Below are 24,384 nucleotides of genomic sequence, written 5' to 3'. Positions count from 1 at the left end.
GCCTCAGAGCGTCTCTGGCTTTGGCCTGCGCAGCACCAGCACCTTGGACGTCGATTGCTGGACCAGCTCGCCATGCTGATTGAGTGTATCGCTCTGACACAGCACAATGCCCCGGTCGGGCTTGGAGCGCGATGGCGTGATGTCGAGCACGGTGGTTTGCACCGTCAGTGTGTCGCCCGGCCGAACGGGGCGGGGCCAGCGCAGTTCGGTACCCGCGCCGATCAGACCGCTGGCTATGGGAAGACCGCCCTCGACCAGCAGGCGCATTGTCACCGCGGCCGTATGCCAGCCGCTGGCCGACAGTCCGCCGAACAAGGTTTCGCGCGCCTGGGCGTCGTCGAGATGAAAAACCTGCGGGTCATATTGCCGGGCGAACTGCCTGATCTCGTCCTCGCCCATGGTGTAGGAGCCGCTGCGAAAATGCGCCCCGATGGCGAGGTCTTCGAGATACAGGCCAAGCTTGGAATTCTGCATAGTCATGGCCGAAGGTTAACATTCGGCCCAGCGCCCTGGCGCCCAGTTCGGCTCAATCCAGGCCGTGGAACGACGAGTCGTCGGGCCCCACATGCGAAGGATGCCTCCAGGTGACGTCGCGCATGGAATGCTGCACCAGATCTTCCACCCCCAGCAGCACGGCGAAAATAGCCATGCGGATGGGGATGCCATTATCGGTCTGGCGGAAGATTGCCAGGCGCGAATCGTCGTTCAGATCGGTGCTCAGGTCGTTGGCCCCCTCACGACTGTCGCGTGGCAACGGGTGCATGACGATGGTATCGGGCGAGCAATAGGCGTTGATGGTGGCTTTGCTGACCTGGAAATCGGGGGTGTAGGCGCTTTCGGCGTCCTCGCCGATAAAGCGCTCCTTCTGTACGCGCGTTGCATAGATCACGTCGGCGCCCGACAGGCCTTCGGCCAGCGAGGACTTTTGCTCGATGACGTTGCCATTGCGCGCCGCCTGCTCAATGACGGCCTCGGGCATTTCCAGGCCGCGCGGAGCCACCAGGGAAAATTTGATGCCTTTGTAGAGCGACAGCAGCTTGATGAGCGAATGCACCGTGCGGCCATACTTGAGATCGCCCACCATGGCGACATGCGCTCCGTCGAGCAACTTGCCCAGGCGCGAGAACTCGGTAAGGATGGTGTAAAGATCGAGCAAGGCCTGACTGGGATGCTCGCCCGGACCGTCACCCGCATTGACCACAGGAATATTGGTCGCCGCCGCGAATTCGGCCACCGAGCCTTTCTCGGGGTGGCGCACCACCAGCGCATCGACGTAGCCACTCATCACGCGACTGGTGTCGTAGATGGATTCGCCCTTGGCCATGGACGAGAAGGTAAAGCCTGTGGTGTCGCACACCGAGCCGCCCAGCCGGCAAAAGGCCGAGCCGAAGCTCACGCGCGTGCGCGTGCTGGCTTCGAAGAACAGATTGCCCAGGACGGCGCCTTCGAGCACGCGCGAAACTTTACGCCGGCGCGCGATGGGCTGCATCATGTCGGCGACGCGGAACAGGTCTTCGGCCGATTCGCGGGTGAACTGGTCGACCGATATCAGTTGATGCTTGCCGCGCCAGGCAATGCGGTCGCGCAAGGGACCAGGCTGTGCGCTTTGCGTATATTTTTCAAGCAAATCACTGTTCTGAACAATCTCGCCGACAAAACGCTCGACCACTTCGGGCATGGTGCGGAACTCCTGCGAGCCTTCAGGCAACAGCCAGGTATCGAGTGCGCGACGCTTGACACCGATACGCGCAGCGAACAGGTCGCGAGTGAGATTGAGGCGGCGCATGGCGTCGCGCAGAAAAGCTTGCTGGGAAATTGACATGGACGGCCTCGCCAAAGGAGTGGAGATGTCGCGCGATCATCTGCCGCAAGCGCGCGACACATTTTTATACGCAATGCGTATATTAAATTGTGCCAAACCTGGCGTCTATCGGTAAAAAGCTACTTTTTTGTCTTCGAAATGTACCGATGGCGTGCCTGCGTACACCGTCAAGGTATTGGAGGCCTGCCCGTTATCGGAGGTATCGATCGAACACGCCGACCAGCAGCCCATGGCAAAGCCGGCCACCCCGCTGGCGAATGCCAGCGCAGCCAGGGTAAGCCCCAGGCGCACGCGGGGCGGACGCGACTCGCGTTCGCCTCGGGCACACCGCAATTGCGTAGCGAACATCAGCAGCAGCGCCAGGCAGCACGCCGCGAGGCCGAACAGAAAACAGCCCAGCGGTTGGGAAAGATCGGGCGAATCCGTATCGCCCCCGACGATGCCCAGGGAGAATGAAGTCAGCAATAGCGCCGCTACGCCGTTGAACGCCGCAACCAGACGCAGCATGGCTGCGAATTGCCTGTACGGCGCCTGCATCGCCTACTCCAGAGAACGGCAAACCGGCGTGGCCGACTCGATCGACTTGCGCGCCGCAGCCAGCTCCGCCTGATCCCAGATGCCTTTGCCCAGCACCGTGACCGTGACACGCGTGGTGACCGGTTCGACCGATTCGCCCTTGGCCTGGATCAGTTCGAGTATCTTGGCCTCTTCGCCGACCTTGAAGATGCGGATGCGACCCAGCGCCGACTGGGTAGGCGGATTCTTTTTCGCGCTGGTATCCGAGAACCCCGAGCCTATGCCGAACATGCCCTCGTCCGGCGACAGATCGTTTTCGCGCGTGATGGCGTAGGTCTGGCCGTACGGGTGCCTGCGGGACGTATCGCAAACGCGCACATATTCCAAGGCGCGGCGATAGGCCGAATCGACATCGGTGTTCACGACAAAGCTGTCGGAGACGCCCTTGGCCTGCATCAGACCGGTGTTGGCGCAACCGGCCAATCCACCGGCCAGCGCCAGCACAGCGCAAGCTTTGGCAAGACCGCGCGTTCCTGAGAAATTTCGCATCATGGTTTCCTGATTGCCCTGCGCGCAATTATGCCCTAACGCCGCCGGCCGCCGGTATCTGCCATTGCAGTGCATGCCGGGCTTTGCGCAATTCCCTGGTCATGCATTCCACGAAAACGCATGTGCGCGACGGCAGCAAACGCGCATGCGAAGACACCATGCTGACCGGCACTGCAAATTCGCGGTCCAGGGGCAAGCGAGACGAGCGCTGGAACCGATGTGTCGCATCGCCGCGACAAGCCAGGATTAGCCCGGGTGCAGCGTCTGTCGCGCTTTTCTTTTTCGCCAGATGGGCGCGTAAGCCCAAGCATTGGCCGTGCCATGGCGGCACAGCGATACGTCGCCATCGCTCGCTCGCTTACGGCGACGCACTCTGCTGGGCGCCGGCGCGGGCAGCAGCCATCAGCGTGCTCTCGCGGGTACAGACGCCCACGATACGCGCCAGCCGGCGGCTGGTGCAGACATAAGCATGGCCGATGCGGCTATCGAAATACAGCGAGTCGCCGGCCGACAACGCGAGGCAATTGCCGTTCTCGAAATAGACCTCGATCGAACCGTTGATCACATAGACGAATTCTTCTCCGTCATGGCGAGCGTAGTCCTGCGCGCCGTTGATGCGGCGCGCATGGACGGTGCTCAGCGTAGGGATCATCTGCTTGCCCACGGCCTGCGTCGCCAGGAAGCGATAGGAGAATGCCAGGCCGCGGTAGGTCATGCCCTCGTCCTTGCGGGTGACGATCGGACCCTGAAGCTGGCCGACTTGGCTGTCGTCCTCCGAGAACATAGCCGCCATATCCATGCCCATGCCCAGCACGCGGGCCAGTGCCGAAAAATTCTCGTAACCCAGCGCAAGCTGGCCGCGCTCGGCACGCGAGATCGTGGTGCTTGACACGCCCGAACGCTGCGCCACCTCGGTCAAGGTCCAACCGAATTGCTTGCGAGCGGTACGCAGGCGCCGACCCAGGGTTGCCCAGTCGAGAGTTTGCGATTTGGATTTCGACACCGTGCGCGCTACGCCTCCAGTTTGCCTTCGATGATGAAGCCGCCTCCGGCGGCGATTATGCCAGGGCCAGACAGTCTGCATTCTCAAAAATTGCGTTAAAGCAATCTGATGGGTGCTTTCCCGTATGAAATATAGGGAAAACACTGAATCCTAATGAATAAATCCATGGCTAATATTTGCGTTAACGCAAATTTGCGCATACGCAATTTTTAATCCGATCGGATCCTTATGAATGAACAGATCGATTTTCTCGTCATCGGAGCCGGCATCGCGGCAGCGTCCGTCGGCTACTGGCTGGCTCCTCACGGCCGCGTGGTGCTGCTCGAGCGCGAAGCCCACCCGGGCTATCACGCAACCGGGCGTTCCGCCGCGCTCTTCATGGAGGGCTACGGCCCCGCTCAGGTACGCGCCCTCACCCTGGCCAGCCGCGCCTTCCTCGATGCGCCGCCCGCCGGCTTCAGCGACACGCCCCTGCTATCGCCGCGCGGCGCGCTGGTCGTTGCCACACCGGAGCAGAAACCCCAACTGGAGCAGGAATGGGAAACGTTGCGCACGGTTTCCAAGACCATGCGCCTGCTGGACGCGGCGCAGGCCTGCGCCTTGGCGCCCTGCCTACGCCCAGAGCAGGTCGGCGGCGGCATCTATGAACCCGACGCCTCCGACCTGGATGTACATGCCATTCATCAAGGTTATCTGCGCGGTCTGCGCAAGGCCGGCGGCGAGATCGCCTGCAATATGGAAGTCACGGCGCTCGAACGCCGTGACGGCCTGTGGCATGCCAAGGCTGGCGGCCGCACCTGGAGTGCCCCCGTGATCGTCAACGCCGCCGGTGCGTGGGGCGACGTCCTTGCAGGCCTGGCCGGCGTAAAGACCATAGGCCTGACGCCCTGCCGGCGTTCGGCCTTCACCTTCACGCCGCCCGACGGAGCCGATATCCGGCATTGGCCCATGGTCATCGGCATAGAGGAGGACTGGTACATCAAGCCCGATGCCGGCATGCTGCTCGGTTCCCCGGCAAACGCCGATCCAGTCGAGCCGCACGATGTGGTGCCCGAGGAGCTGGACATCGCCATCGCCATCGACCGCATCCAGACCATGACCACGCTCTCCATCCGCAGGCCGGCACGCACCTGGGCCGGCCTGCGCTCCTTCGTGGCCGACGGCGGTCTCGTCGGCGGCTACGCGGCCGACGCGCCGGGATTCTTCTGGCTGGTCGCCCAGGGCGGCTACGGCATCCAGACCTCGGCGGCCATGGGCGAGGCCTGCTGCGCGCTGATCCGCGGCCTGCCGCTGCCCGAGCGCATCGCCGCCTACGGCCTCACAGCCCAGGCGCTCGGACCCGCACGTTCCACCTTGGCCCGCGCCTGAACGCTTTCCCGGATACCGCCACCCGGCTGACCGACGACGCTCTGGCGAAAATTGGGTAATCCGGCGCAATTACGGTCCGCCTGCGCGCTGCCGAAGCTGAAAAAGCTCAAAGTCTCTACACCGATGCCCGAAACGTTCTCTAAAGCCGATTTCCAGGCCGCCATCGATGGCTACCACCTTATGCTGGAATCGCTGGAAACCGCGCTGGCCCGATTGGCGTTACCCAAGCACGGAAAATTCAGCGCCCAACTCTAGGCAACCCCCGTTATTGGACAAGACGGAGATGGGCCATATGTGACCCTCAAAAGTACTACGCCCCTCGCCTTGGCGGCGAGGGGCGTAGATGATACTGGTTGCGGGGGCAGGATTTGAACCTACGACCTTCGGGTTATGAGCCCGACGAGCTGCCAGACTGCTCCACCCCGCGTCTGAAGAACTGAACTATAGCACACATCATAAAAACCTGCACGGACAAAATCATCGGAGAGAATTTGGCCGCGTCTGCCCGAAAGCTGAGCAGTCCAATCAAGTGCTTGAACGGCAAGGGCATTTTGCATCTATGCCAAGGCTATCCAAAGAGTTGTCCACAAAAGCTGTGGGCAAATTCGTCCCGGTATGCAGGCGCCCGGTGCGTCAGCCCTTGAGTGCGGCCAGCAACGCATCGCGCATGCTCTCGAAGCCCGCTACGTACTGCGGGTTCTCGGAGCCGGCCAGCAGGCCGGCATATTGCTGTTCCAGTCGGGTTTCGATAGCTTCGCGCAATTGCGGCGTTTCCTTTGCCATGATCAGCACCGAGGCGAGCGCTGCGTGCAGGGCATCGATGCGCCCGCCTTGATGGGAGATGGTATGGACGATGACGGCGATCTGTTCCTGAATTTCCATGGTCTAGCTCTAGAAGGAAAGCGCCGCGAAAAAGCGCGGCGCGCGGCGCGTTGCAAGCGAAATGTGCGCAACGAAAGGCTGGGCGCCGATGCTAGCATGCCCACCGCGCAACCCGCGCTCCGGTACACTGACGGCCTCGCCAACCAGGATAGTGCCGTGAAGTCTCTGCGCCCTCTCGTGCTGCTGCTCCCCGCCCTGCTGCTGACTGCCTGCGCCAGCTACATGACCGAAGTCCAGCCTGTCGCAGGCAAGGACCGCTACCGCGTGTCCTACAACGCGGGCTACCATGCCATGTCCTGGGTGGACGTCAAAAACAAGACGCGCGATCGCGCCAAGGCATTCTGCGCCGAGCAGAGCCGGCGCATGATCGACCCCCAGACCTATTCCAATGGCGCGACCGGCCTGGGTTCCAAAGAAGCCACGCTGGTATTCACCTGCCAGTAGCAGCCCGGGATGCAGCCGCCACGCCTTAGGCGGGACGGCGGGCGCGCGGCGGGCGCTTCAAGCCACTATTTGGCGCGATCGCCCGAAACCGGTGTTTCCTGTTTGAGCCGATCCCTTGAAATGATAATAATTCTCATTTATTATCTGGATCACACTCATCCCTTGCAGGAGACGCCTCGTGTGCGAGCAATGCAAACCCGATGCCAGCGACGTCCCCGGCTCGCGCCGCCGGCGCCTATGGGACCTGCCCCATGCCTGCCATTGCCCGGTGATCGGCGTATGCCTGCCGCTGAACACGCTGCGCACGCTGGTCAACAAGACGCTGGGCGGACAGGCACAGGCCGACGACTACGAAATCCACGTGGGGGCCGTAGCCGAGTGCATGCAGCGCAACCGCTTGTCCAAGCGCCTTCAGGACGAGCTGGATCGGCGCTACGCCCGCGACATTCAGGCCTTGCGTACGGCCAAGACGGCGTTGGACGTTGCGCAGCGGTGGACGGCAGCCATACGCCAGGGCGATGTGGCGGGTACATTCTGGGCCGCTCTGACCCATCCGCGCAGCGACGATGTCCTGCGGGACGTGCTACTGCGTGATATGCACATGTTGCAGCATCAGGCAGGCGCGGCCACCCGTATGGACATCGCCCGCTTCAAGGTGCTGCAGCAGGCCCATGCAGATCTGGAAGCGGAGCTGGAAAAGACCCGATCGCGCCATGCGCGCGCACTCGCCGACAGGCAAGCCGAGAACGAAAGCCTGTCGGCCGAAGTCTTGCAGCTACGCACCGAGGGCGTAGCCAGGCAGAGCCAGTTCGCCGCTCTGGAATACGACATGCAGAGACTGAAGGCGTCGCTGGTCGACTATACCCAGGCCGACAGGCTGCAGAAAAAAATCGAGCTACTGGCCGCCCGCCAGGCTGAGCTCGAAGCGCAGAACCAAGGCCTGCGCCAGCGATTGGCGCAGGCGGGGAAAACGCAGGCCACACCCGTCCCCACGTCGACCCGTGCCGTCGATGCCGCGCACGAGGCGACCGCTGTGCCCCAACTGAAGGACCAGGTCGTGCTTTGCGTGGGCGGGCGCAACGGCAATCTCGCCAACTACCGTGCCGCGATCGAAGACATAGGCGGGCGTTTCGCCCACCACGACGGCGGCCTGCAAGACAAGCACGGCGCGCTGGACGCCAGCCTCGCGGCAGCCGATCTGGTTATCTGCCAGACCGGCTGCATCAGTCACAACGCCTATTGGCGCGTCAAGGACTTCTGCAAACGCACCGGCAAGCGCTGCCTCTTCGTGGAGAACCCCAGCACCTCATCTCTGGTGCGCGAGTTGCGCCAGAGTCTCGCGCCGGAGAAAACCGAAACCGAACTGATCCAGCTCGGGTGATTCCAGCTCGGGTGATGTTAGGACCTGTTGACACTATAAAGAGCCTCGCATCAGCATGCTTTAGTGTTACACCAGACCCTAGGCCGAAAAGTCGGTAATCACCGTCATGCCCACATCCTGGAATTTGTCCATGTCCATCAGCGCCTGGATGGATTGCCCTAGGCTGATGGTCTTGCCCACCAGCTTGGCGGGAGCCAGCTGGCCGGACTGGATCATGCTCAACATGGCGGGGTAGCGGTGCGCCTGCATGCCATGGCTGCCGACGATTTCCAATTCATGCGCGATGATCTGGCTCATCGGCACGACCGGCGCCGCATCGTCGGCCAGCATTAGACCCACTTGTACATGCCGGCCGCGGCGACGCAGATTGCCGATTGAGTTAAAACACGTGCTGGGATGCCCCAGCGCGTCCAGCGAAACGTGGGCGCCGCCTTGCGTGATCTCCTTCACGGCCTGGACGACATCCGCCACGTGCCCTGCGTTGACCGTGGCTGCTGCGCCCAGGGATCGGGCCAACGCCAGGGCCTGCTCGGAGATATCCACCGCGACCACCTGGGCGCCGATGGCCCGGGCGATCATGACGGCCGACAGCCCCACCCCGCCGCAGCCGTGCACAGCGACCCACTGCCCGGCCGATGCCCTGCCCTGGTCGACCACGGCCCGGAACGAAGTCACAAAGCGGCATCCCAGGCTCGCAGCCGTGACGAAGTCCAGCGTATCAGGCAGGCGCACGAGGTTCAAATCGGCGTGATCGATGCCTACATACTCCGCGAAAGAGCCCCAATGCGTAAAGCCAGGCTGGAACTGGCGCTCGCAGACCTGCTGGTTGCCGCAATAGCATTCATGGCAATGACCGCAGGCGGCAATGAAAGGCACGGTAACGCGGTCACCTATTCTCCAACGGCTTACTTCGCGGCCGACCGCCGCGACCACACCGGCCAGTTCATGGCCCGGCACATGCGGCAGGACGATGTCCGGGTCGTGCCCCATCCAGCCGTGCCAGTCGCTGCGGCACACGCCTGTGGCCATCACCCGGATCACGACGCCGTCGGCTGTCGGCGTGGGGTCAGGAACATTTGCTAAGCGCGGCGCGGCGCCGAAGGTTTCGTACAGGACGGCTTTCATGGCTTGACCTTTGATTCGATGAGCTTGGGTTGAGTTTGGCGAACATTACACATGAAGCTGCCTTGGGGGCGTCGAATTCCCCAGCCTCGCCGCACAGGCCCGCCCACCTCTGACAATAGTCTTGCAAATTAATTAATGAATCAGTTAATATTTCGCCCCATGAGTCTTGGATGCCCTTTCCCCCATGTCGGCCGCCGCTCCCGCAAGAGCGACGTCTCCGGCCGGGAAGAACTGCTGAACGCAGCCATTCTGCTATTTGCTGAACGTGGCGTGGCCAATACGACCATCGCACAGATAGCCGGGGCCGTGAAGGTCACACCGGCCATGGTTCACTACTGGTTCGATACCCGTGAAAGGCTCTACGACGCGGTAGCCAGCGAGCGGATCGTACCCCTGATCGAAGCGGTCTGGATTCCGGTCGACTTCGAACGCGACGCCATACTCGATCTCGTGCGCGGCGTCATGCGTCGCATGTTCGCCATGACGATCTCTACGCCCTGGCTGCCGTCGCTGTGGTCCAGGGAAGTCATCCAGATGGGCGGCATGCTGCGCGAGCGCGTGCTCAGCCGCATCTCCCCCGAACCCAGCCGCCTCTTCCGGGAAAAGATCGCCCAAGCCCAGGCCCGAGGGGAAATCAACCCCGACATCGAGCCCGAACTGCTGTTCACCTCGATGGTATCGCTGGCCATGCTGCCGCAGGCCAGCGAAAGCGTCTGGTGCCAGTTGCATTTCAACGGGCGGGTGCTGAGCAGCAGACAGATCGAAGACCACACCATCGCGCTGCTGATGACCGGCCTGACCGGGCCGGTCGTCCCGCGCACAACCCAGCCCCAAGGAGGGCAACCATGACACCCCCAGCCTTGCGGCTGCCTCGAGTCTGGCTTCCCAGCGTGCTTTGCGCCGCGCTGCTGAGCGCTTGCGCGGTCGGGCCGGATTACACCCGTCCCGACTTGACCAAGGGCGCCGGCTACACCCGGCAGCCGCTGCCGACAACCGCGTCCGCCGACGGCAGGACGGGCGGCGCGGCACAGCATTTTGCCAACGGCCAGGACGTACCTGGGCAGTGGTGGCAGTTGTTCCATTCGCCCGAACTGAACACGCTGGTGCAGGAGGCGCTCAAGGCCAACCCCAGCGCGGCTGCCGCCCAGGCATCGCTGCGACAGGCCAATGAGCTGGTATACGCCAGCCAAGCCTCTTTCTTTCCCAGCATAAGCGGCTCGGTATCCGAGACCCGCGAGCGCCAAGGCTTTTTCACCTTTCCGGCTCAGGTGTTCACGGTCGCCTCGGCCTCGCTGAGCGTGTCCTACGCGCCCGACATATTCGGCGGCACGCGTCGCCAGGTCGAGTCCGCCAAGGCCCAGGCCCAATACCAGCGCTTCCAGCTCGAGGCGACCTACCTCACGCTCACCACCAACGTGGTCAACACCGCGGTGACGCTGGCCTCGATACGCGACCAAATCGCCGCCACCGAGTCGCTCATCCAACTGCAAGCCAAGGAGCTGGACATCCTGCAGGAACGCCAGCACCTGGGCGCGGTCTCCAGCGCCGACGTCCTCGCCCAGCAGGCCACGCTCGCGCAAACGCGCGCCGGCCTGCCACCACTGCACAAACAGCTCGCGCAGGCGCGCAACCAGCTTGCGGCCTATCTGGGACGGTTCCCCAACCAGACCCCGATCGAAAACTTCACGCTGTCGTCACTGCACCTGCCCGAGACGCTGCCCCTGAGTCTGCCCTCGGCCATCGTCGAGCAGCGGCCGGACGTGCGCGCCGCCGAAGCGCAGTTGCACCAGACCAGCGCCGAGATCGGCGTGGCCATTGCCAACCAGTTGCCGCAGTTCAGCATCACCGGTTCGCTCGGCTCCAGCGCCTCGAGCCTGAGCAAGCTGTTCACGTCAGGGACCGGGCTGTGGAGCATCGTCGGCTCGGTCGCGCAGACAATCTTCGATGCCGGCGCGCTGGAGCATAAGAAGCGTGCCGCCGTGGCGGCGTTCGACGCCTCGGCCGACCAGTACCGCGGCACGGTGATCGGCGCATTCCAGGATGTGTCCAACTCGCTGCGCGCACTGGAAAGCGACGCCGACGCGCTCCAGCAGCAAAGCGATGCTGAGCGCGCCGCGCAGGACAGCCTGAATCTCGCGCAGGGTCAGTACAAGCTCGGGGCGGTGAGCTATCCGAGCCTGCTCTCGGCGCAGCAAACCTACCAGAATGCCGTGCTGGCGCGCGTGAAGGCGCAAGCGGCACGCTATAGCGATACCGCCGCCCTGTTCCAGGCGCTGGGAGGCGGCTGGTGGAACCGCAGCGATGTGGCCGCCGCCAGCCGCGGCCAGCCGCTCAGTATTGGATTGCCGCTCGTCTCTTCCATGATCCCCTCGTCGGATCACACCGAACAACCGAACCAGTGAGAAGGCTCATGGCCGACGTCCAGACCCGCTCCGTTGCACACAACAACACCCTCCAGTCCACCGACACGCGCAAGCGCCGACTGGGCCGCCCCATCGCCTTGATGATCTTGGTGGTGGTGCTTCTCGTTCTCGTCATCGGCGGGACAAAATTCCTGCAGATCTCCAAGCTGATCGCGCAGTCCAAGCTGCCGCAGCCGCCGGTAGTCGTCTCGGCGCTCAAGGCGCAATACTCCGACTGGCAACCCACCATTTCGGCGGTGGGTTCCATGAAAGCGGTGCGCGGCGTCGACGTCACCACGGAAGTCGGTGGCATCGTGCGCAGCATCGGCTTCAAGCCCGGCCAGCACGTGGCCGACGGCGCCATGCTGGTCCAGCTCAACGCCGACTCCGACGTCGCGCAGCTGCAATCGCTCGAGGCCACCGCCAACCTGGCCGCCATCGTGCTCAAACGCGACCGGGCCCAATTGGCGATCAAGGCCGTCTCGCAGGCTCAGGTCGATGCCGACGAGGCCGACTGGAAGTCCAAGCAGGCTGCGGCGGCGCAGCAGCGCGCCCTGGTCGCCAAGAAGACCATTCGCGCGCCTTTCGCCGGACGCATCGGCATCACCAGCGTCAACCCCGGCCAGTACCTCAACCCCGGCGACAAGATCGCATCGCTGCAGACGTTCAACCCCATCTACGTCGACTTCAGCGTGCCGCAAGAGCAGCTCACGTCGATCGAACCCGGGCAGCCGGTTTCGGTCAGCGCGTCTGGACTGGCCGGCCAGACCTTCCAGGGCAAGGTGACAGCCATCGACTCCAAGGTCGATCCGACCACGCGCAACGCAACGGTCGAAGCCACCATCGCCAATCCGCAGCAGAAGCTGGTGCCGGGCATGTTCGCCCGCGCCGCGGTCACCTATGGCTCCATGCAGCGCTACCTCACGCTGCCGCAGACCGCCGTCACCTACAACCCCTATGGCACCACGGTCTACCTGGCCGTCGAGAAGAAGGACGCGAAGGGTGCGAAGGGTGCGCAAACGCTCGTCGCGCAGCAGACTTTCGTCAAGGCGGGCCCGACACGCGGCGACCAGGTCGCCATCCTGTCCGGCGTGAAGGAAGGCGACATGGTCGTCACCAGCGGCCAGATGAAACTCAAGAACGGCTCGCCGATCCGGATCGACAACAGCGCCGCCCCGCTGGACAACCCGGCGCCCACGCCGCAGGAACACTAAGGTCCAGTCATGAAGCTCACCGACACTTTCATCAGGCGGCCAGTCTGGGCCGTCGTCATCTCGGCGCTGATCCTGATATTGGGACTGCGGTCCATTTTCAACCTGCCCGTCAACCAGTGGCCGCACACCGAGAACACCGTAGTCACCATTACGACTAGCTACTATGGCGCGGACGCCGCCACCGTGGCCGGCTTCATCACGCAGCCGCTCGAATCGGCCATCGCGCAGGCGCAGGGCATTGACTACTTGTCCTCGTCCAGCGTTACGGGCACCTCGACCATCACGGCCACCCTGCGTCTGAACTACGACTCCAGCAAAGCGCTTACCGAGATCAACACGCAGATCAACTCGGTCAAGAACCAGTTGCCGGCGCAGGCCCAGCAACCTGTGCTGTCGGTCGCAGTGGGCCAGACCACCGACGCCATGTACCTGGGCTTCTACAGCGACGTGCTGCCCACCAACAACATCACCGACTACCTGCTGCGGGTGGTCAAGCCCAAGCTCGATTCGCTCAACGGCGTGCAGACTGCCGAAATACTGGGCGGGCGCCAGTTCGCCATGCGCGCCTGGCTGGATCCGGCCAAGCTGGCCGCGCACAGCGTGACGGCGCAGGACGTCTATACCGCCCTGGCAAACAACAACTACCTGTCCGCGGTCGGCGCAACCAAGGGGCAGATGGTCACGGTAGACCTGGCCGCCGGCACCGACCTGCACAGCGTCGACGAGTTCAAGCAGCTCGTGGTCAAGCAAAATGGCGACGACCTGGTGCGCCTGCAGGACGTGGCCACGGTCACCCTGGGCGCGGAAGACTACGGCACCAGCGTGGCCTTCTCGGGCAAGCGGTCGGTGTTCATCGGCATCAAGGTGGCGCCCAGCGCCAACATCCTCACCGTCGCCAGCGAAGTGCGCAAGGCCTTCCCCGACCTGGCATCGCAGTTGCCGTCGGGCGTGACCGGCAAGATCGTCTACGACTCGACCGACTTCATCAACACCTCGATCGACGAAGTCGTCAAGACGCTGGTCGAAGCCATGCTCATCGTCACGGTGGTCATTTATCTCTTCCTGGGTTCCTTGCGCGCGGTGATCGTGCCGCTGGTAGCCATACCGCTTTCGCTCGTCGGAACCTTCTTCATCATGTTCCTGCTGGGCTACTCCATCAATCTGCTGACCCTGCTGGCGCTGGTGCTGGCCATCGGCCTGGTGGTGGATGACGCCATCATCGTGGTCGAGAACGTTGACCGGCACATCAAGGAAGAAGGCAAGAGCGTACTCGAGGCTGCGCTGGTCGCGGCGCGCGAGCTGGGCGGCCCGATCCTGGCCATGACGGTCGTGCTCATCGCCGCTTACGTGCCCATCGGCCTGCGCAGCGGCCTGACCGGTGCGCTGTTCAAGGAATTCTGCTTCTCGCTGGCGGGCGCTGTGACGGTGTCGGCGGTAATCGCCCTGACCCTGTCGCCGATGATGACCTCGCGCCTGTTCAAGTCCGGACAGGAAGAAGGCCGCTTCGCGCGCAAGCTCGATCAGGCCTTCGACTGGTTGCGCTCGCGCTACCACCGCTTGCTCGACGGGGCGCTCAGCGCCTGGCCGGTGCTGGTGGCCTTCGGGCTCATCCTTTTCGTTCTGGCCGGCCTGTGCGGCATGACCGCCAAGAGCGAGTTGGCGCCCACCGAAGACCAGGGGCTGGTGTTCATGCAGCTCAAGGGCGCGCCCACCGCGGCGCCGCAGCAGATGGACATGCTGGCCGACCAGGCCTACAAGATCGCCAGCAAGGAACCCGAATACGCGCAGATGTTCCAGCTGACCGGTTTGCCGGTGTCCAATCAGGGACTGGGCGGCGTCCTGCTCAAGCCATGGGACCAACGCAGCCGCTCGCAGGCCCAACTGATCATGGACTTGCAGCAGAAGTGGAACGCCGTCGCGGGAGCGCAGATCGCCGCCTTCCCGCTGCCTTCGCTGCCGGGCTCGCAGGGCCTGCCGGTGCAGTTCGTCATCACCACCACCGAACCTATCGAGAACCTCAACGAGGTCGCCCACGCCGTCCTGCAGGAAGCCCAGAAAGAGCGGCTCTTCTATTATTCCGACCTTGACCTGCGCCTGGACAAACCGCAGGCCAAACTGGTGGTCGACCGCGACAAGATCGCCGCCCTGGGCATGACCGAGGCCGACGTCGGCGCAGCGCTGTCGGCCGCGCTGGGCGGCAATTACGTCAACTACTTCTCGACCGCGGGCCGCTCGTACAAAGTTATCCCGCAGGTGCTGCAGGTCGACCGCCTCAACCCGAGCCAAGTACTGGACTACTACATCCGTACGCCGTCCGGTGCGATGATCCAGGTTCGCACCATCGCACACATCGAAACGTCGGTGCAACCGGAGTCGATCAACCACTTCCAGCAGCTGAACTCGGCTACCATCTCCGGCGTGAGCGGGTTGTCGCAAGGCCAGTTGCTGCCCAAGCTGCAAGCCATACTGCACAAAGTGGCGCCGTCGGGCTACACCGCCGACTACTCCGGCGAGTCGCGCCAGTTCATCCAGGAATCGGGCGGCTTCGTCGGCTTGTTGCTGTTCTCCATCCTGATCGTCTACCTGGCCCTGGCCTTCCAGTTCGAAAGCTACCGCGATCCGGTCGTCATCCTGTTCTCCGTGCCACCGGCGCTCTTCGGCGCCCTGGCCTTCATCACCACCGGCTTCGCCAGCCTGAACGTCTACACACAGGTGGGCCTGGTGACGCTGCTGGGCCTGATCACCAAGCACGGCATCCTGATGGTGCAGTTCGCCAACGAGCTGCAGCGCGCGGGACACAGCAAGCGCGAAGCCATCGAAGAAGCCGCTTCGGTCCGCCTGCGGCCCATTCTGATGACGACCGCGGCCATGGTGCTGGGTGTGGTGCCGCTGGTCATGGCCTCTGGCGCCGGCGCGGCCGGCCGCCACGATATGGGCCTGGTCATCTTTACCGGCCTGAGCATCGGCACGCTTGTCACGCTCTTCGTGGTCCCCGCGATGTATCTGTTCCTCGGGTCCACGCACAAGCACGAGACGGCCGACGAAACCGGGACCGAGCCGCAACAGCCCGCTCCCACAGGCCAGGCGTAGACAACGCTCCCCCGGGGCCTCACCCTGGGGGAGCTGCCGGTAAAAGCGCGGCAGACTCCCTTCCCCCAAAAGTATCGATGAATCCGCCTATCGCCCCACCGGGTGCCGATAGGACGGACGTGCGGACGCCCGTGAGCAAGCGCCCGGCATCCATTCAATGCCGTGGCGGCCCGTGGCGCTAGGCTGAATCGACATTCAAGGCATCCAGAAGGCCAGGGATGCGAGGTGAATGAAGGCGAGGAAGTTGTCGGGCTTTCGGTCGTAGCGTGTTGCGATGCGCCGGTATTGCTTGAGCCGTGCGAAGCAGCGCTCGATCCGATTGCGCAAGCGATACCGGGCCTTGTCGTAAAAGCGAGGTTGCTGGCAAGTTCTCGGTGGGATGACCGGTTCGCAGCCCTGTGCCCGCAGGTGCTCGACGAACTCGCGACTGTCGTAGCCTTTGTCGGCCAGCACGTAGCGACACTTCAGACCGGCCAGCAGGGCACTTGCCTGGGTGATGTCGTTGCGCTGGCCGCCGGTCAGGATGATGCGCACCGGCCGCCCCTGCCCATCGACAGCCAGGTGGATCTTGGTGCTCAGACCTCCTCGGGAACGCCCCAGAGCCGAGTCCGGCGCCCCCCTTTTCCGGTCGCCGCCTGTGCATGCGCCCGGACAATGCTGCTGTCGATCATCAGGTACTCATTGTCCCGATCCCGCGTCAGCGCCTGGAATATGCGCTCCCACACCCCGTTGCTGGCCCAACGGGTGAAGCGCTTGTGCACACTCTTGTACTGCCCGTAACGGCTAGGCAGATCACTCCACCGTGCCCCCGAACGCAGCACCCACAGCACGCCATTGACGAACAGTCGGTTATCTTGGGCCGTGCGCCCCGGGTCGCCTACCTTGCCTGGCAGCAGCAATTCGATGCGCTCCCACTGGGCTTGGCTAAGTTCGTAACGACTGGGGCGGGGATGCATTTGCTTGGACATCCCTTCATTTTAAAAATGAATGTCGATTCAGCCTAGAGCCTTGCCAGATCCCCGCTTCCCAGATTGATACCCCCGAAATTCATTGGGATTTTATTTTCCAACCAATTAATTTGAGTTGAAATAATTTTATAGTGTAATATTTGCTCAGATATCTTTTTTCTAGAAATGGCATGGCGATGGCCTTTTCCAAAGAAAAGCCCGCCTGGCCGCATCCGAGGAAATAGCCATGAAACAGACATTTCGCTCAACCTCCCTGCACGGCGTGCTGGCCGCCGCCGTAATCGTCCTGCAGGCTGCTTGCGGCCCGGCTCATGCCGCCACACTGGCCCAGATTCAGAAAAGCGGCCAGGTCCGTATTGCCGTGGCCAATGAAATCCCCTACGGCTACATCGACATGAAGGGCGCGGCGCGCGGCGCCGGTCCGGATGTGGCCGCGCAGATCATGAAACAGCTGGGCGTCAAGCGGATAAAATGGGTGACCGCCAGCTTCGGTTCGCTGATTCCCGGCCTGCAGGCCGGCCGCTATGACATGGTCGCCGCCGAAATGGCCATCCTGCCCCAGCGCTGCCAGCAAGTACTGTTCTCCGAGCCCAATAGCTCCTACGGCGAAGGCCTGCTCGTACCCAAGGGCAACCCCAAGCATCTGAGTTCCTATACGGCCTTCGCCAAATCAAACGCCAAGGTCGCAATCATGGCCGGCGCCGACCAGTTGGAGATGATGCATGCGCTCGGCGTCCCCGATTCCCGCATCGTCACGATCTCCAACAACGCCGATGCGATCTCCGCCGTGGCCGCGGGCCGCGCCGATGCTTATGCCGCCACCGGATTGACCGTGGCCCAACTGGCGAGCAAGAGCGGCAAGGTTCAGGCTGCCAAGCCCTTCACCGACCCTGTGATCAAGGGCTCGCCTGCCCGCAGCTGGGGCGGCTTCGCATTCGCCACGAACTCCGCCGACCTGCGCGACGCGGTCAACGCCAAGCTCGCGGCTTTCAAGAAGACGCCCGCATGGCGCAAGATCATGAGCCACTACGGCTTCACGGCCAACGACGACAAGCAATCGTTTACCAAGACTACGGAAGCGCTTTGCAAGGGCTGAGCGCGAAGGTCTACCGTGGGCGCCGACAGATTCCGCGTCCGACAGAGAGGGGCCGATGCACTGGCTGAGCTATAGCACACCCTTGCTGCAGGGGGCGTGGATCACCGTGCAGCTGACCGTGATGTCGACGCTGCTGGGCGCGGTCGTCTCGTTCACGCTCGGCCTGGGCAAACTGGCGGGTAGCCGCCTGCTGCGCCTGCCCAGTATCGTGATTATCGAACTGTTCCGCGGCACCTCGCTATTGGTACAGCTTTTCTGGCTGTATTTCGCCTTGCCCGTATTGGGCCAGACGATCGGACTTGATCTGCGCCTGCCACCCGTGACGGCCGGCGTGCTGGCTCTGGGTCTGAACATCGGTGCCTATGGGGCGGAGGTCGTGCGCGGCGCGGTCCAGGCCGTGCCCAAATCGCAGCACGAAGCGGCCAAGGCCCTGGACTTCACGCCATGGCAGATCCTGTGGCGCATCGCCCTGCCCCAGGCCATACCCGAGATGATGCCCAGCTTCTGCAATCTCGCAGTGCAGAACCTAAAAGACACCGCCCTGGTGTCGCTGATCAGCCTGGGCGACCTGGCATTTCGCGCAGAGCAGATCCGCAACTACACCCAGGACAGCACCACCATCTATACCCTGCTGCTGTTCATGTACTTCGGCATGGCCCTGGTGCTCACTGCGATCATGAAAACGCTGGAGCACTGTGTCGGGCAATGGCGCCCCACCGTGAGGCTCTGACCATGCTCTTTGGCATCCACTGGAACACCAGCAGCGACGGGGCCTTTGCCGCGTCCATACTGCCCATCCTGCTGCACGGCATGCTGGCGACCGTGCAGGCCAGCATCGTGGGCTTTGCCATCGCACTCGCGCTGGGCCTGGCACTGGCCACCCTGAAATCGAGCCGGCTGCGCCTGGTGTCATGGCCGGCGCGCCTGTTGGCCGAATTCATCCGCGACACGCCTCTGCTGGTGCAACTGTTCTTTCTGTATTACGTGCTGCCTGACTACGGCATCGTGCTGCCAGCCTTTCTCACCGGCGCGCTGGCGCTGGGCGTGCAGTACAGCGCCTACACGTCGGAGGTCTACCGGGCAGGGCTGGAATCGGTACCGCGAGGGCAGATCGAAGCCGCGCGCGCCCTTGACCTGATGCCCGCACGAATATTCAGCGTGATCGTGCTGCCGCAGGCGGTGCCGCGCATCATTCCGGCGCTCGGCAATTACCTGGTCTCCATCATGAAGGATGTGCCGGTGCTGTCGGTCGTTTCGGTGCTGGAGATGCTCAATGTCGCCAAGATCATCGGCGACCGGACCTTCAACTACCTGATCCCCCTATCCATGGTGGGTGGACTGTACCTGGTGCTGACCATCGCCGCCTCGGCGGGCGTGCGCTATCTGGACACCCGCCTGCCCAAAAGAGGATTGCCATTACGATGAACGATACCCCGGCCATCATTCGCTTCGAAAAAGTTGTCAAGCGCTTCGGCGACACGACGGTGCTTGACGGGCTGGACTTCGACGTCCAGCCGGGCGAGAAAGTCTCCATCATCGGCCCCTCGGGCTCGGGTAAGTCCACGGTGTTGCGCATACTCATGACCCTGGAGGGCATCGATAGCGGCCTGATCCACGTGGCCGGCAAGCCCCTCTGGCATCAATACCGGCACGACCGTCTGGTGCCGGCCGGCGAGGCCCACCTGCGCGAAATGCGCAAGGAGATGGGCATGGTTTTCCAACAGTTCAACCTGTTTCCGCACATGACAGTGCGGCGCAATATCACCGAGGCACCGAGGCATGTCCTGGGACTGTCGCGCAAAGAGGCCCGTGAGCGCGCCCAGGAATACCTGGAACTGGTGGGCCTGGCCGATCAGGCCGGCAAATTCCCCGGTCAGCTTTCGGGCGGCCAGCAGCAGCGCGTGGCCATCGCCCGCGCCCTGGCCATGCATCCGAACATCATGCTGTTCGACGAACCCACCTCGGCGCTGGACCCGGAACTGGTGGACGAAGTGCTCCACGTCATCCAGCGCCTGTCGCAGGAGCACGACCTGACCATGCTACTGGTGACGCACGAGATGCAGTTCGCCAAGCAGATCTCGGACCGTGTGTGCTTCTTCGACCAAGGCCGCATCGTCGAGCAGGCACCTCCCGAAGAGCTCTTTACCGAGCCTCGGGAGGAGCGCACACGCACGTTCCTCAAGGGGTTCCTGGAAGCGAACCCAGCCTGAAAAAGGACGCTCAGCGGCCGACGGCCGGCAGCCCGGCGCCCGGCAGCCCGGCGCCCGGCAGCCCGGCGCCCGGCTTGATGAACGCGTCCAGCGCGGCGAGCGCAGCGTCGTTGTGCCTGGCCGCGATGTGTTCGGGCCGGGGCGACAGGCCGTACTTGGGCGGGTCCAGGCGGTTTTCCACGCTGTTGTAGACCATGAAGACATTGGCCCGCGGCCAGGGAGAGATATTGCCGTTGGAGCCGTGCATGGTGTTGCAGTCGAAGAACACCACCGAGCCCGCGCCGGCCGTCATGGCGCGTATGCCGCCCCGCTCGGCCAATAGCTGCAGGCTGACCTGATCGGGCACACCGTATTCCTGTTTCCTGAGCGAACTACGGTAATGATTCTGCGGCGTCTTGCCCCGGCACGAGATGAAATGCCGGTGCGAACCGGGCATCAGCATCAGGGGGCCATTGCAGGCATTGTTCTGGGAAAGCAGCAGCGAGCAGCTCAAGGCCCGCATGGCAGGCATGCCGTCCTCGACGTGCCAGGTCTCGAAATCGGAGTGCCAATAGAACGGCTCGCCCTTGAAGCCAGGCTTCATATTGACCCGCGACTGGTGGATGTAGACCTCCGATCCCAGTATCTGGCGCGCCACATCGACCAGGCGCCGGTCGCGAGCCAGACGGCCCATCAGCGCACTGAGCTCGTGCACCCTGAACACTGATCGCAGGGCGTCGCTGCTGGGTTCGGTGATGGCCTCTTCGCGGCTCAGGACGGCGCGGTCCCGGCCCATGCGCCGAATCTCGCCCAGCAGCACCTGCACCTCCGCGGCCGAAAACAGGTCCTCGACCAGCAGGAATCCGTCGCTTGCGTAGGCTGCCAATTGCCGCTCCGACAACGCCTGGGCATAGTCGCCGCCGCCATACACCACCGGCTCCTGCCGCGCGATGATCGCCGCGTCGCGGTCTGTGCGCGAATCGTAAAGATCGCTCATCGTCGTTGTCATCATGCGCCTCCCACATCAAGCCGCATCAGCCATGGCTGGATACACGCCCTGTCCATCATGCACCTCCAGCCCCGTGAGCGGCGGATTGAAGACGCAGATCACGCGCAGCGGCTCCTTGCCCCCGCGCAGCCAATGCTCGTCGTGTTGGTCCAGTGCATAGACCACACCCGGACCGAGCGCGTATTTCCTGCCGTCGGCGATGGTCTCTATCTCACCGTCGCCCTCAATGCACCAGACCGCCTCGAGGTGATGGCGATAGTGGATATGGGTTTCGCTGCCCGGGAAGATCACCGTCTCATGGAAGGAAAAACCCATGCCATCCTTCTTGAGCAGCACCCGTCGGCTCAGCCAAGTATCGGTCTTGACCTCGTGCTCGGTGCCGATCACATCTTTGACGTTTCTTACTATCATCCTCGTTGCCCTCCAAATTTGAGTACTTTGCCCTGGCGCCCCAGCACCTCTGCTGTGCTGCGCTCCAGGACCTCCAGCCCGCGCTCGAGCAACTCGTCCTCGATGGTCAGCGCCGGCAATACCTTGAGCACCTCGTCGTATGCGCCCGACGTCTCGATGACGACGCCGTACTCGAAGGCCTTCGCGGCGATGCGGTTGGCCAGGTTGCCTGCCTCGGCCGGCAGCGCCAAACCCTGTATCAGTCCGCGTCCACGCACGCTCAAGCCTGCCTGCGGGTAGCTATAGGCCAGGTTCTCGAGCCAGTTGCGCAGCAGGTCTTCCTTATGCCGCGTCTGGCCGGCGAAAGCATCGCTCACCCAGTAGCTGTCCAGCGCCTGGGCGGCCGTGACGAAAGCCAGGTTGTTGCCGCGGAAGGTACCGCTGTGCGCTCCAGGCTTCCAGATATCGAGCTCGGGCTTGATCAAGACCAGCGACATGGGCAGACCGAAGCCGGACAGCGACTTGGATAGCGTCACGATGTCCGGCTCGATGCCGGCCTGCTCGAAACTGAAGAAGCTGCCGGTGCGTCCGCATCCCACCTGAATGTCGTCGATGATCAGCAACATGTCGTGGCGGCGGCAAAGCGTGACCAGTTGGCGCAGCCACCGCCAAGTGGCGACGTTCACTCCCCCTTCGCCCTGCACGGTCTCGACAATCACCGCGGCCGGATGATCCAGCCCGCTGCTCGGATCGTCCAGCAGGCGCTCGAGATAGGCCGCAGTATCGACATCGGGTCCCAGATAGCCGTCATAAGGCACGAAGGTAGTGTTGCCCAGGGCCATGCCCGCGGCCTGTCGGAATTTCACGTTGGCCGTCGCCGCCAGGGATCCTCCACTGACACCGTGAAAGCCGTGCGTAAAAGAAATGATGTTCTGCCTGCCCTTGACCTGGCGGGCCAGCTTGAGCGCAGCCTCCACCGCGTTGGTTCCGGTCGGGCCGGTGAACTGCAGCTTGTACTGCCAGCCGCGCGGCTTGAGCAAGACGCGCTCGAAGGTCTCGATAAAATATTTCTTGGCGCTGGTGGCCATGTCCAGGCCATGCACCACGCCATCGGAGCCCAAGTAGTCGATCAAGCGCTGCTTGAGTACAGGGTTGTTGTGCCCATAGTTGAGCGTGCCCGCGCCACTGAAGAAATCGATGTACTGGCGCCCTGTTTCATCGAACAGCAAGGAGCCCTTGGCTTTTTCGAAAACGACTGGGAAAGACCGGACGTAGCCGCGCACCTCCGACTCCATCCGGTCAAATATGCTCAAGTCCATGGCGTTCTCCTTTTGGTTGTGAGGCCTTGCAGAAAAGCGCGCCATCGAGGCTGATGCCCGCGCAAGCCTGCTGGCTGAAATCCCCTGATGGGGCTTGAGACCTGCTCACGCTAGAAAAGGCGCCGCACCTCTGGCATGAACAGACTCGGGCGGCCGCGCTCCTTGCAGCCGCGATTTCGGGAAACTTGGAAAGGCCCGATGCGCAACAGCCTTTCTTCTTCGTGTTCTTCCTGCCCGAACAGCTCGGGTCCGAACAAGGCGGTGTCGGAACAGCCTGCGTCAAGCTTCCGGGCAAGGCCGGCGAACACGGCGCGAGACGCGGCATTGCCGGGGCTGACGGTAGTCTCGATGTAGCGGATCGCGCTTGCGGCAGGACGCTCGAGCAGATGCCACAGCATGCGCCGGCCCAGGCCAGATCCACGCGCGCGCGGATGCACGGCAACCTGCCAGACGAACAGAACATCGGGATGCCGCGGCGGTATGTATGCCGACACAAAGCCGACCACCTGCCGGGCATCGTCCTCAGCCAGCGCACAGGTCTGGGCGTGATGCTCGCTCAGCAGCAGATAGGCATACAGGGAATTGAGATCCAGCGGCGGACACTGTGCGACTAGGCGATGCACGAACTGGCCGTCGGTTTTGCTTGGGGCGCGCAGGCACAGGGCCTGCGGCGGCGTGGCGCGTTGCTCGCGTAGTGATGAAGACGAATGGGGAGCGTCCGCCTTGACACTCATACCACCAGGCCTGACTCGGGAGGCGCTCCACCGACGGCGACATCCAGGATGGGCGAGCCGGACTCGTCCGGCGATTCGGGGGGCAGCACGCCCTGCGGCTCCATTAGATTGACAATGCGTTCGAGCGAAAGGGTGATGGTCACCTGCTCCAGTTCGGGCAGCGCCTTGAGCGCATCGGCCAGCTTCTGCTGCAGCGGCGAAGGCGTGCTCTTGGCCAGGGCGATGCCGGCCTCGGTAGCGGCCACGAAAACGATACGGCGGTCTTCGCGGCTGCGCTCGCGCCGCACCAGCCCCTTGTCTTCTAGACGATCGAGTATGCCGACGACCGTGCTGGGGCTGACGTGGATCTCGCGGCTGATGGCAGTGGCCGTCAACGGCCCCAGATCGATGACCGCGCGCAGGCAGACCAACTGCGGCGCCGTGATATGGCTGCAGGCGGCAAGCTGGCGCGAATGCAGCGCAATGGACCGCGTGATGCGACGCAAAGCGCGCAGGATGCGCAGGTCATAGTGCGGATTGGCTACGGTGTCGTTCATGATGCGAGGAGCATCCTTTAATTTCACTAAGATTAATTTCTACTCAAATGATATGCCCGCAAAAAATCAAAGTCAACCCTTCTGAGAGAACGCTACCGGCGAGCGAGAAACCAGGAAACGCAGAAGAAGTCAACGTGCGACTCAGCCGTCTGACGGCATGAGTCTGTCGCGGACAAGCCGCCCCAACGCACGCCATTTCGATGTATGACGCCCCGCTTCAGGCCGCGCTCAGGCGCAGGTAATTTCGAAAGCCCCGGCTGGCCGAAAAAAAACCTCGCCGGGCACGAAGCAGATATCCCGAACCCATTTACAGTCGCGCCGCCAGCACGCCTCGATGCTCGGGCAGT

Annotated in this window: 24 protein-coding genes, 1 tRNA gene and 1 pseudogene; 12 read left to right on the top strand and 14 right to left on the bottom strand. The window is 63.2% G+C overall.

Features of this window, described 5'->3' with window-relative positions; translation table 11 throughout:
• Positions 1-3 precede the first annotated feature (3 nt).
• The 5 genes from H143_RS0114065 to H143_RS0114040 form a co-directional block, all read right to left on the bottom strand.
• Positions 4-474 carry a MaoC family dehydratase gene (locus H143_RS0114065; RefSeq protein ID WP_019938890.1) on the bottom strand — a complete coding sequence of 157 codons (471 nt, stop codon included), beginning with the start codon at positions 472-474 and terminating at the stop codon, positions 4-6.
• Positions 475-526: 52 nt separating this feature from the next.
• Positions 527-1,822: an aspartate carbamoyltransferase gene (locus H143_RS0114060; RefSeq protein ID WP_019938889.1), complete on the bottom strand. Its 1,296-nt coding sequence runs from the start codon at positions 1,820-1,822 to the stop codon at positions 527-529.
• Between the two features lie 105 nt (positions 1,823-1,927).
• Positions 1,928-2,329 carry a hypothetical protein gene (locus H143_RS20735; RefSeq protein WP_155803399.1) on the bottom strand — a complete coding sequence of 134 codons (402 nt, stop codon included), beginning with the start codon at positions 2,327-2,329 and terminating at the stop codon, positions 1,928-1,930.
• Between the two features lie 33 nt (positions 2,330-2,362).
• Complete coding sequence (locus tag H143_RS0114050; RefSeq protein ID WP_081627138.1) at positions 2,363-2,887, bottom strand: BPTD_2524 family lipoprotein; 525 nt, start codon at positions 2,885-2,887, stop codon at positions 2,363-2,365.
• Positions 2,888-3,245: 358 nt separating this feature from the next.
• A complete protein-coding gene (locus H143_RS0114040; protein WP_019938885.1) occupies positions 3,246-3,890 on the bottom strand; it encodes a helix-turn-helix domain-containing protein in 645 nt (214 codons plus the stop codon).
• Between the two features lie 228 nt (positions 3,891-4,118).
• Here H143_RS0114040 and H143_RS0114035 point away from each other — a divergent pair, with 228 nt between their 5' ends.
• Both H143_RS0114035 and H143_RS22520 read left to right on the top strand, forming a co-directional pair.
• On the top strand, positions 4,119-5,258 hold the full coding sequence (locus H143_RS0114035) for an FAD-binding oxidoreductase (RefSeq protein ID WP_019938884.1): 1,140 nt from the start codon (positions 4,119-4,121) through the stop codon (positions 5,256-5,258).
• 51 nt (positions 5,259-5,309) lie between these two features.
• Entirely contained in the window at positions 5,310-5,513 is a 204-nt protein-coding gene (locus H143_RS22520; RefSeq protein WP_155803398.1) for a hypothetical protein, read from the top strand.
• A gap of 95 nt (positions 5,514-5,608) precedes the next feature.
• Here the strand turns inward: H143_RS22520 and H143_RS0114025 are convergent.
• Together H143_RS0114025 and H143_RS0114020 are read right to left on the bottom strand one after the other, a co-directional pair.
• Positions 5,609-5,685: transfer RNA gene (locus H143_RS0114025), tRNA-Met, on the bottom strand.
• Between the two features lie 206 nt (positions 5,686-5,891).
• Positions 5,892-6,140, bottom strand: coding sequence for a hypothetical protein (locus H143_RS0114020; protein WP_019938882.1), 249 nt, complete (start codon positions 6,138-6,140; stop codon positions 5,892-5,894).
• Positions 6,141-6,296: 156 nt separating this feature from the next.
• Between H143_RS0114020 and H143_RS0114015 the strand changes: the two genes are divergently transcribed.
• Complete coding sequence (locus H143_RS0114015) at positions 6,297-6,584, top strand: hypothetical protein (RefSeq protein ID WP_051094494.1); 288 nt, start codon at positions 6,297-6,299, stop codon at positions 6,582-6,584.
• Between the two features lie 178 nt (positions 6,585-6,762).
• Complete coding sequence (locus H143_RS0114010) at positions 6,763-7,965, top strand: DUF2325 domain-containing protein (protein ID WP_019938880.1); 1,203 nt, start codon at positions 6,763-6,765, stop codon at positions 7,963-7,965.
• Between the two features lie 78 nt (positions 7,966-8,043).
• Here the strand turns inward: H143_RS0114010 and H143_RS0114005 are convergent, their stop codons facing one another.
• Positions 8,044-9,090, bottom strand: coding sequence for a zinc-dependent alcohol dehydrogenase family protein (locus H143_RS0114005; RefSeq protein WP_019938879.1), 1,047 nt, complete (start codon positions 9,088-9,090; stop codon positions 8,044-8,046).
• A 159-nt stretch (positions 9,091-9,249) separates the two neighbouring features.
• Between H143_RS0114005 and H143_RS20730 the strand changes: the two genes are divergently transcribed.
• The 4 genes from H143_RS20730 to H143_RS0113985 are packed head-to-tail and all read left to right on the top strand — an operon-like array spanning position 9,250 to position 15,796.
• Positions 9,250-9,939 (top strand): TetR/AcrR family transcriptional regulator, encoded by a 690-nt coding sequence (locus H143_RS20730; RefSeq protein ID WP_019938878.1) that lies wholly within the window; start codon positions 9,250-9,252, stop codon positions 9,937-9,939.
• Positions 9,936-11,492, top strand: coding sequence for an efflux transporter outer membrane subunit (locus H143_RS0113995; protein WP_051094417.1), 1,557 nt, complete (start codon positions 9,936-9,938; stop codon positions 11,490-11,492). The genes H143_RS20730 and H143_RS0113995 overlap by 4 nt, the downstream gene beginning before the upstream one ends.
• An 8-nt stretch (positions 11,493-11,500) precedes the next feature.
• Entirely contained in the window at positions 11,501-12,706 is a 1,206-nt protein-coding gene (locus H143_RS0113990; RefSeq protein WP_019938876.1) for an efflux RND transporter periplasmic adaptor subunit, read from the top strand.
• A gap of 9 nt (positions 12,707-12,715) precedes the next feature.
• A complete protein-coding gene (locus H143_RS0113985) occupies positions 12,716-15,796 on the top strand; it encodes an efflux RND transporter permease subunit (protein WP_019938875.1) in 3,081 nt (1,026 codons plus the stop codon).
• Between the two features lie 195 nt (positions 15,797-15,991).
• Here the strand turns inward: H143_RS0113985 and H143_RS22115 are convergent.
• Positions 15,992-16,752, bottom strand: a pseudogene (locus tag H143_RS22115) (IS5 family transposase).
• Positions 16,753-16,990: 238 nt separating this feature from the next.
• On the opposite strand from H143_RS22115, the gene ehuB reads away from it, so the two are divergent.
• Genes ehuB through ehuA form a run of 4 tightly spaced genes read left to right on the top strand, consistent with a single transcriptional unit; the run spans position 16,991 to position 20,070 of the window.
• Complete coding sequence (gene ehuB / locus H143_RS0113970; protein ID WP_019938872.1) at positions 16,991-17,860, top strand: ectoine/hydroxyectoine ABC transporter substrate-binding protein EhuB; 870 nt, start codon at positions 16,991-16,993, stop codon at positions 17,858-17,860.
• A gap of 55 nt (positions 17,861-17,915) precedes the next feature.
• Positions 17,916-18,590: an ectoine/hydroxyectoine ABC transporter permease subunit EhuC gene (gene ehuC, locus H143_RS0113965; RefSeq protein ID WP_019938871.1), complete on the top strand. Its 675-nt coding sequence runs from the start codon at positions 17,916-17,918 to the stop codon at positions 18,588-18,590.
• Between the two features lie 2 nt (positions 18,591-18,592).
• Positions 18,593-19,285, top strand: coding sequence for an ectoine/hydroxyectoine ABC transporter permease subunit EhuD (gene ehuD / locus H143_RS0113960; RefSeq protein WP_026350060.1), 693 nt, complete (start codon positions 18,593-18,595; stop codon positions 19,283-19,285).
• A complete protein-coding gene (gene ehuA / locus H143_RS0113955; RefSeq protein ID WP_019938869.1) occupies positions 19,282-20,070 on the top strand; it encodes an ectoine/hydroxyectoine ABC transporter ATP-binding protein EhuA in 789 nt (262 codons plus the stop codon). Before ehuD ends, ehuA begins: the two co-directional genes overlap by 4 nt.
• 10 nt (positions 20,071-20,080) lie before the next feature.
• On the opposite strand, the gene thpD is transcribed toward ehuA, so the two are convergent.
• The 5 genes from thpD to H143_RS0113930 all read right to left on the bottom strand — a co-directional run bounded on the left by thpD (position 20,081) and on the right by H143_RS0113930 (position 24,037).
• Entirely contained in the window at positions 20,081-21,058 is a 978-nt protein-coding gene (thpD, locus tag H143_RS20725) for an ectoine hydroxylase (protein WP_081627137.1), read from the bottom strand.
• Between the two features lie 15 nt (positions 21,059-21,073).
• Complete coding sequence (locus tag H143_RS0113945; RefSeq protein ID WP_019938867.1) at positions 21,074-21,469, bottom strand: ectoine synthase; 396 nt, start codon at positions 21,467-21,469, stop codon at positions 21,074-21,076.
• The gene (gene ectB, locus H143_RS0113940) at positions 21,466-22,767 is read right to left on the bottom strand and encodes a diaminobutyrate--2-oxoglutarate transaminase (RefSeq protein ID WP_019938866.1); all 1,302 of its coding nucleotides are present in this window, start codon (positions 22,765-22,767) and stop codon (positions 21,466-21,468) included. Before ectB ends, H143_RS0113945 begins: the two co-directional genes overlap by 4 nt.
• Positions 22,768-22,877: 110 nt before the next feature.
• The gene (gene ectA, locus H143_RS0113935; RefSeq protein ID WP_019938865.1) at positions 22,878-23,501 is read right to left on the bottom strand and encodes a diaminobutyrate acetyltransferase; all 624 of its coding nucleotides are present in this window, start codon (positions 23,499-23,501) and stop codon (positions 22,878-22,880) included.
• A complete protein-coding gene (locus H143_RS0113930) occupies positions 23,498-24,037 on the bottom strand; it encodes a MarR family winged helix-turn-helix transcriptional regulator (RefSeq protein ID WP_019938864.1) in 540 nt (179 codons plus the stop codon). The genes ectA and H143_RS0113930 overlap by 4 nt, the downstream gene beginning before the upstream one ends.
• Positions 24,038-24,384: the final 347 nt, after the last annotated feature.

This window comes from Bordetella sp. FB-8 (assembly GCF_000382185.1).
In the GTDB taxonomy this organism is placed as follows: Bacteria; Pseudomonadota; Gammaproteobacteria; order Burkholderiales; family Burkholderiaceae_B; genus Bordetella.
This window is presented reverse-complemented; position numbering and strand designations above follow the sequence as displayed.

What these genes read in the sequence shown, in the direction of transcription:
- H143_RS20735 (WP_155803399.1), bottom strand. Translation starts at nt 2,329, where the DNA reads ATGCTGCGTCTGGTTGCGGCGTTCAACGGCGTAGCGGCGCTATTGCTG.
- thpD (WP_081627137.1), bottom strand. Translation starts at nt 21,058, where the DNA reads ATGACAACGACGATGAGCGATCTTTACGATTCGCGCACAGACCGCGAC.
- H143_RS0114050 (WP_081627138.1), bottom strand. Translation starts at nt 2,887, where the DNA reads ATGCGAAATTTCTCAGGAACGCGCGGTCTTGCCAAAGCTTGCGCTGTG.
- H143_RS0114060 (WP_019938889.1), bottom strand. Translation starts at nt 1,822, where the DNA reads ATGTCAATTTCCCAGCAAGCTTTTCTGCGCGACGCCATGCGCCGCCTC.
- H143_RS0113995 (WP_051094417.1), top strand. Translation starts at nt 9,936, where the DNA reads ATGACACCCCCAGCCTTGCGGCTGCCTCGAGTCTGGCTTCCCAGCGTG.
- ehuD (WP_026350060.1), top strand. Translation starts at nt 18,593, where the DNA reads ATGCTCTTTGGCATCCACTGGAACACCAGCAGCGACGGGGCCTTTGCC.
- ehuA (WP_019938869.1), top strand. Translation starts at nt 19,282, where the DNA reads ATGAACGATACCCCGGCCATCATTCGCTTCGAAAAAGTTGTCAAGCGC.
- H143_RS0114035 (WP_019938884.1), top strand. Translation starts at nt 4,119, where the DNA reads ATGAATGAACAGATCGATTTTCTCGTCATCGGAGCCGGCATCGCGGCA.
- H143_RS20730 (WP_019938878.1), top strand. Translation starts at nt 9,250, where the DNA reads ATGAGTCTTGGATGCCCTTTCCCCCATGTCGGCCGCCGCTCCCGCAAG.
- H143_RS0113930 (WP_019938864.1), bottom strand. Translation starts at nt 24,037, where the DNA reads ATGAACGACACCGTAGCCAATCCGCACTATGACCTGCGCATCCTGCGC.
- H143_RS0113945 (WP_019938867.1), bottom strand. Translation starts at nt 21,469, where the DNA reads ATGATAGTAAGAAACGTCAAAGATGTGATCGGCACCGAGCACGAGGTC.
- ehuB (WP_019938872.1), top strand. Translation starts at nt 16,991, where the DNA reads ATGAAACAGACATTTCGCTCAACCTCCCTGCACGGCGTGCTGGCCGCC.
- ehuC (WP_019938871.1), top strand. Translation starts at nt 17,916, where the DNA reads ATGCACTGGCTGAGCTATAGCACACCCTTGCTGCAGGGGGCGTGGATC.
- H143_RS0114005 (WP_019938879.1), bottom strand. Translation starts at nt 9,090, where the DNA reads ATGAAAGCCGTCCTGTACGAAACCTTCGGCGCCGCGCCGCGCTTAGCA.
- ectA (WP_019938865.1), bottom strand. Translation starts at nt 23,501, where the DNA reads ATGAGTGTCAAGGCGGACGCTCCCCATTCGTCTTCATCACTACGCGAG.
- H143_RS0113990 (WP_019938876.1), top strand. Translation starts at nt 11,501, where the DNA reads ATGGCCGACGTCCAGACCCGCTCCGTTGCACACAACAACACCCTCCAG.
- ectB (WP_019938866.1), bottom strand. Translation starts at nt 22,767, where the DNA reads ATGGACTTGAGCATATTTGACCGGATGGAGTCGGAGGTGCGCGGCTAC.
- H143_RS0114065 (WP_019938890.1), bottom strand. Translation starts at nt 474, where the DNA reads ATGCAGAATTCCAAGCTTGGCCTGTATCTCGAAGACCTCGCCATCGGG.
- H143_RS0113985 (WP_019938875.1), top strand. Translation starts at nt 12,716, where the DNA reads ATGAAGCTCACCGACACTTTCATCAGGCGGCCAGTCTGGGCCGTCGTC.
- H143_RS0114020 (WP_019938882.1), bottom strand. Translation starts at nt 6,140, where the DNA reads ATGGAAATTCAGGAACAGATCGCCGTCATCGTCCATACCATCTCCCAT.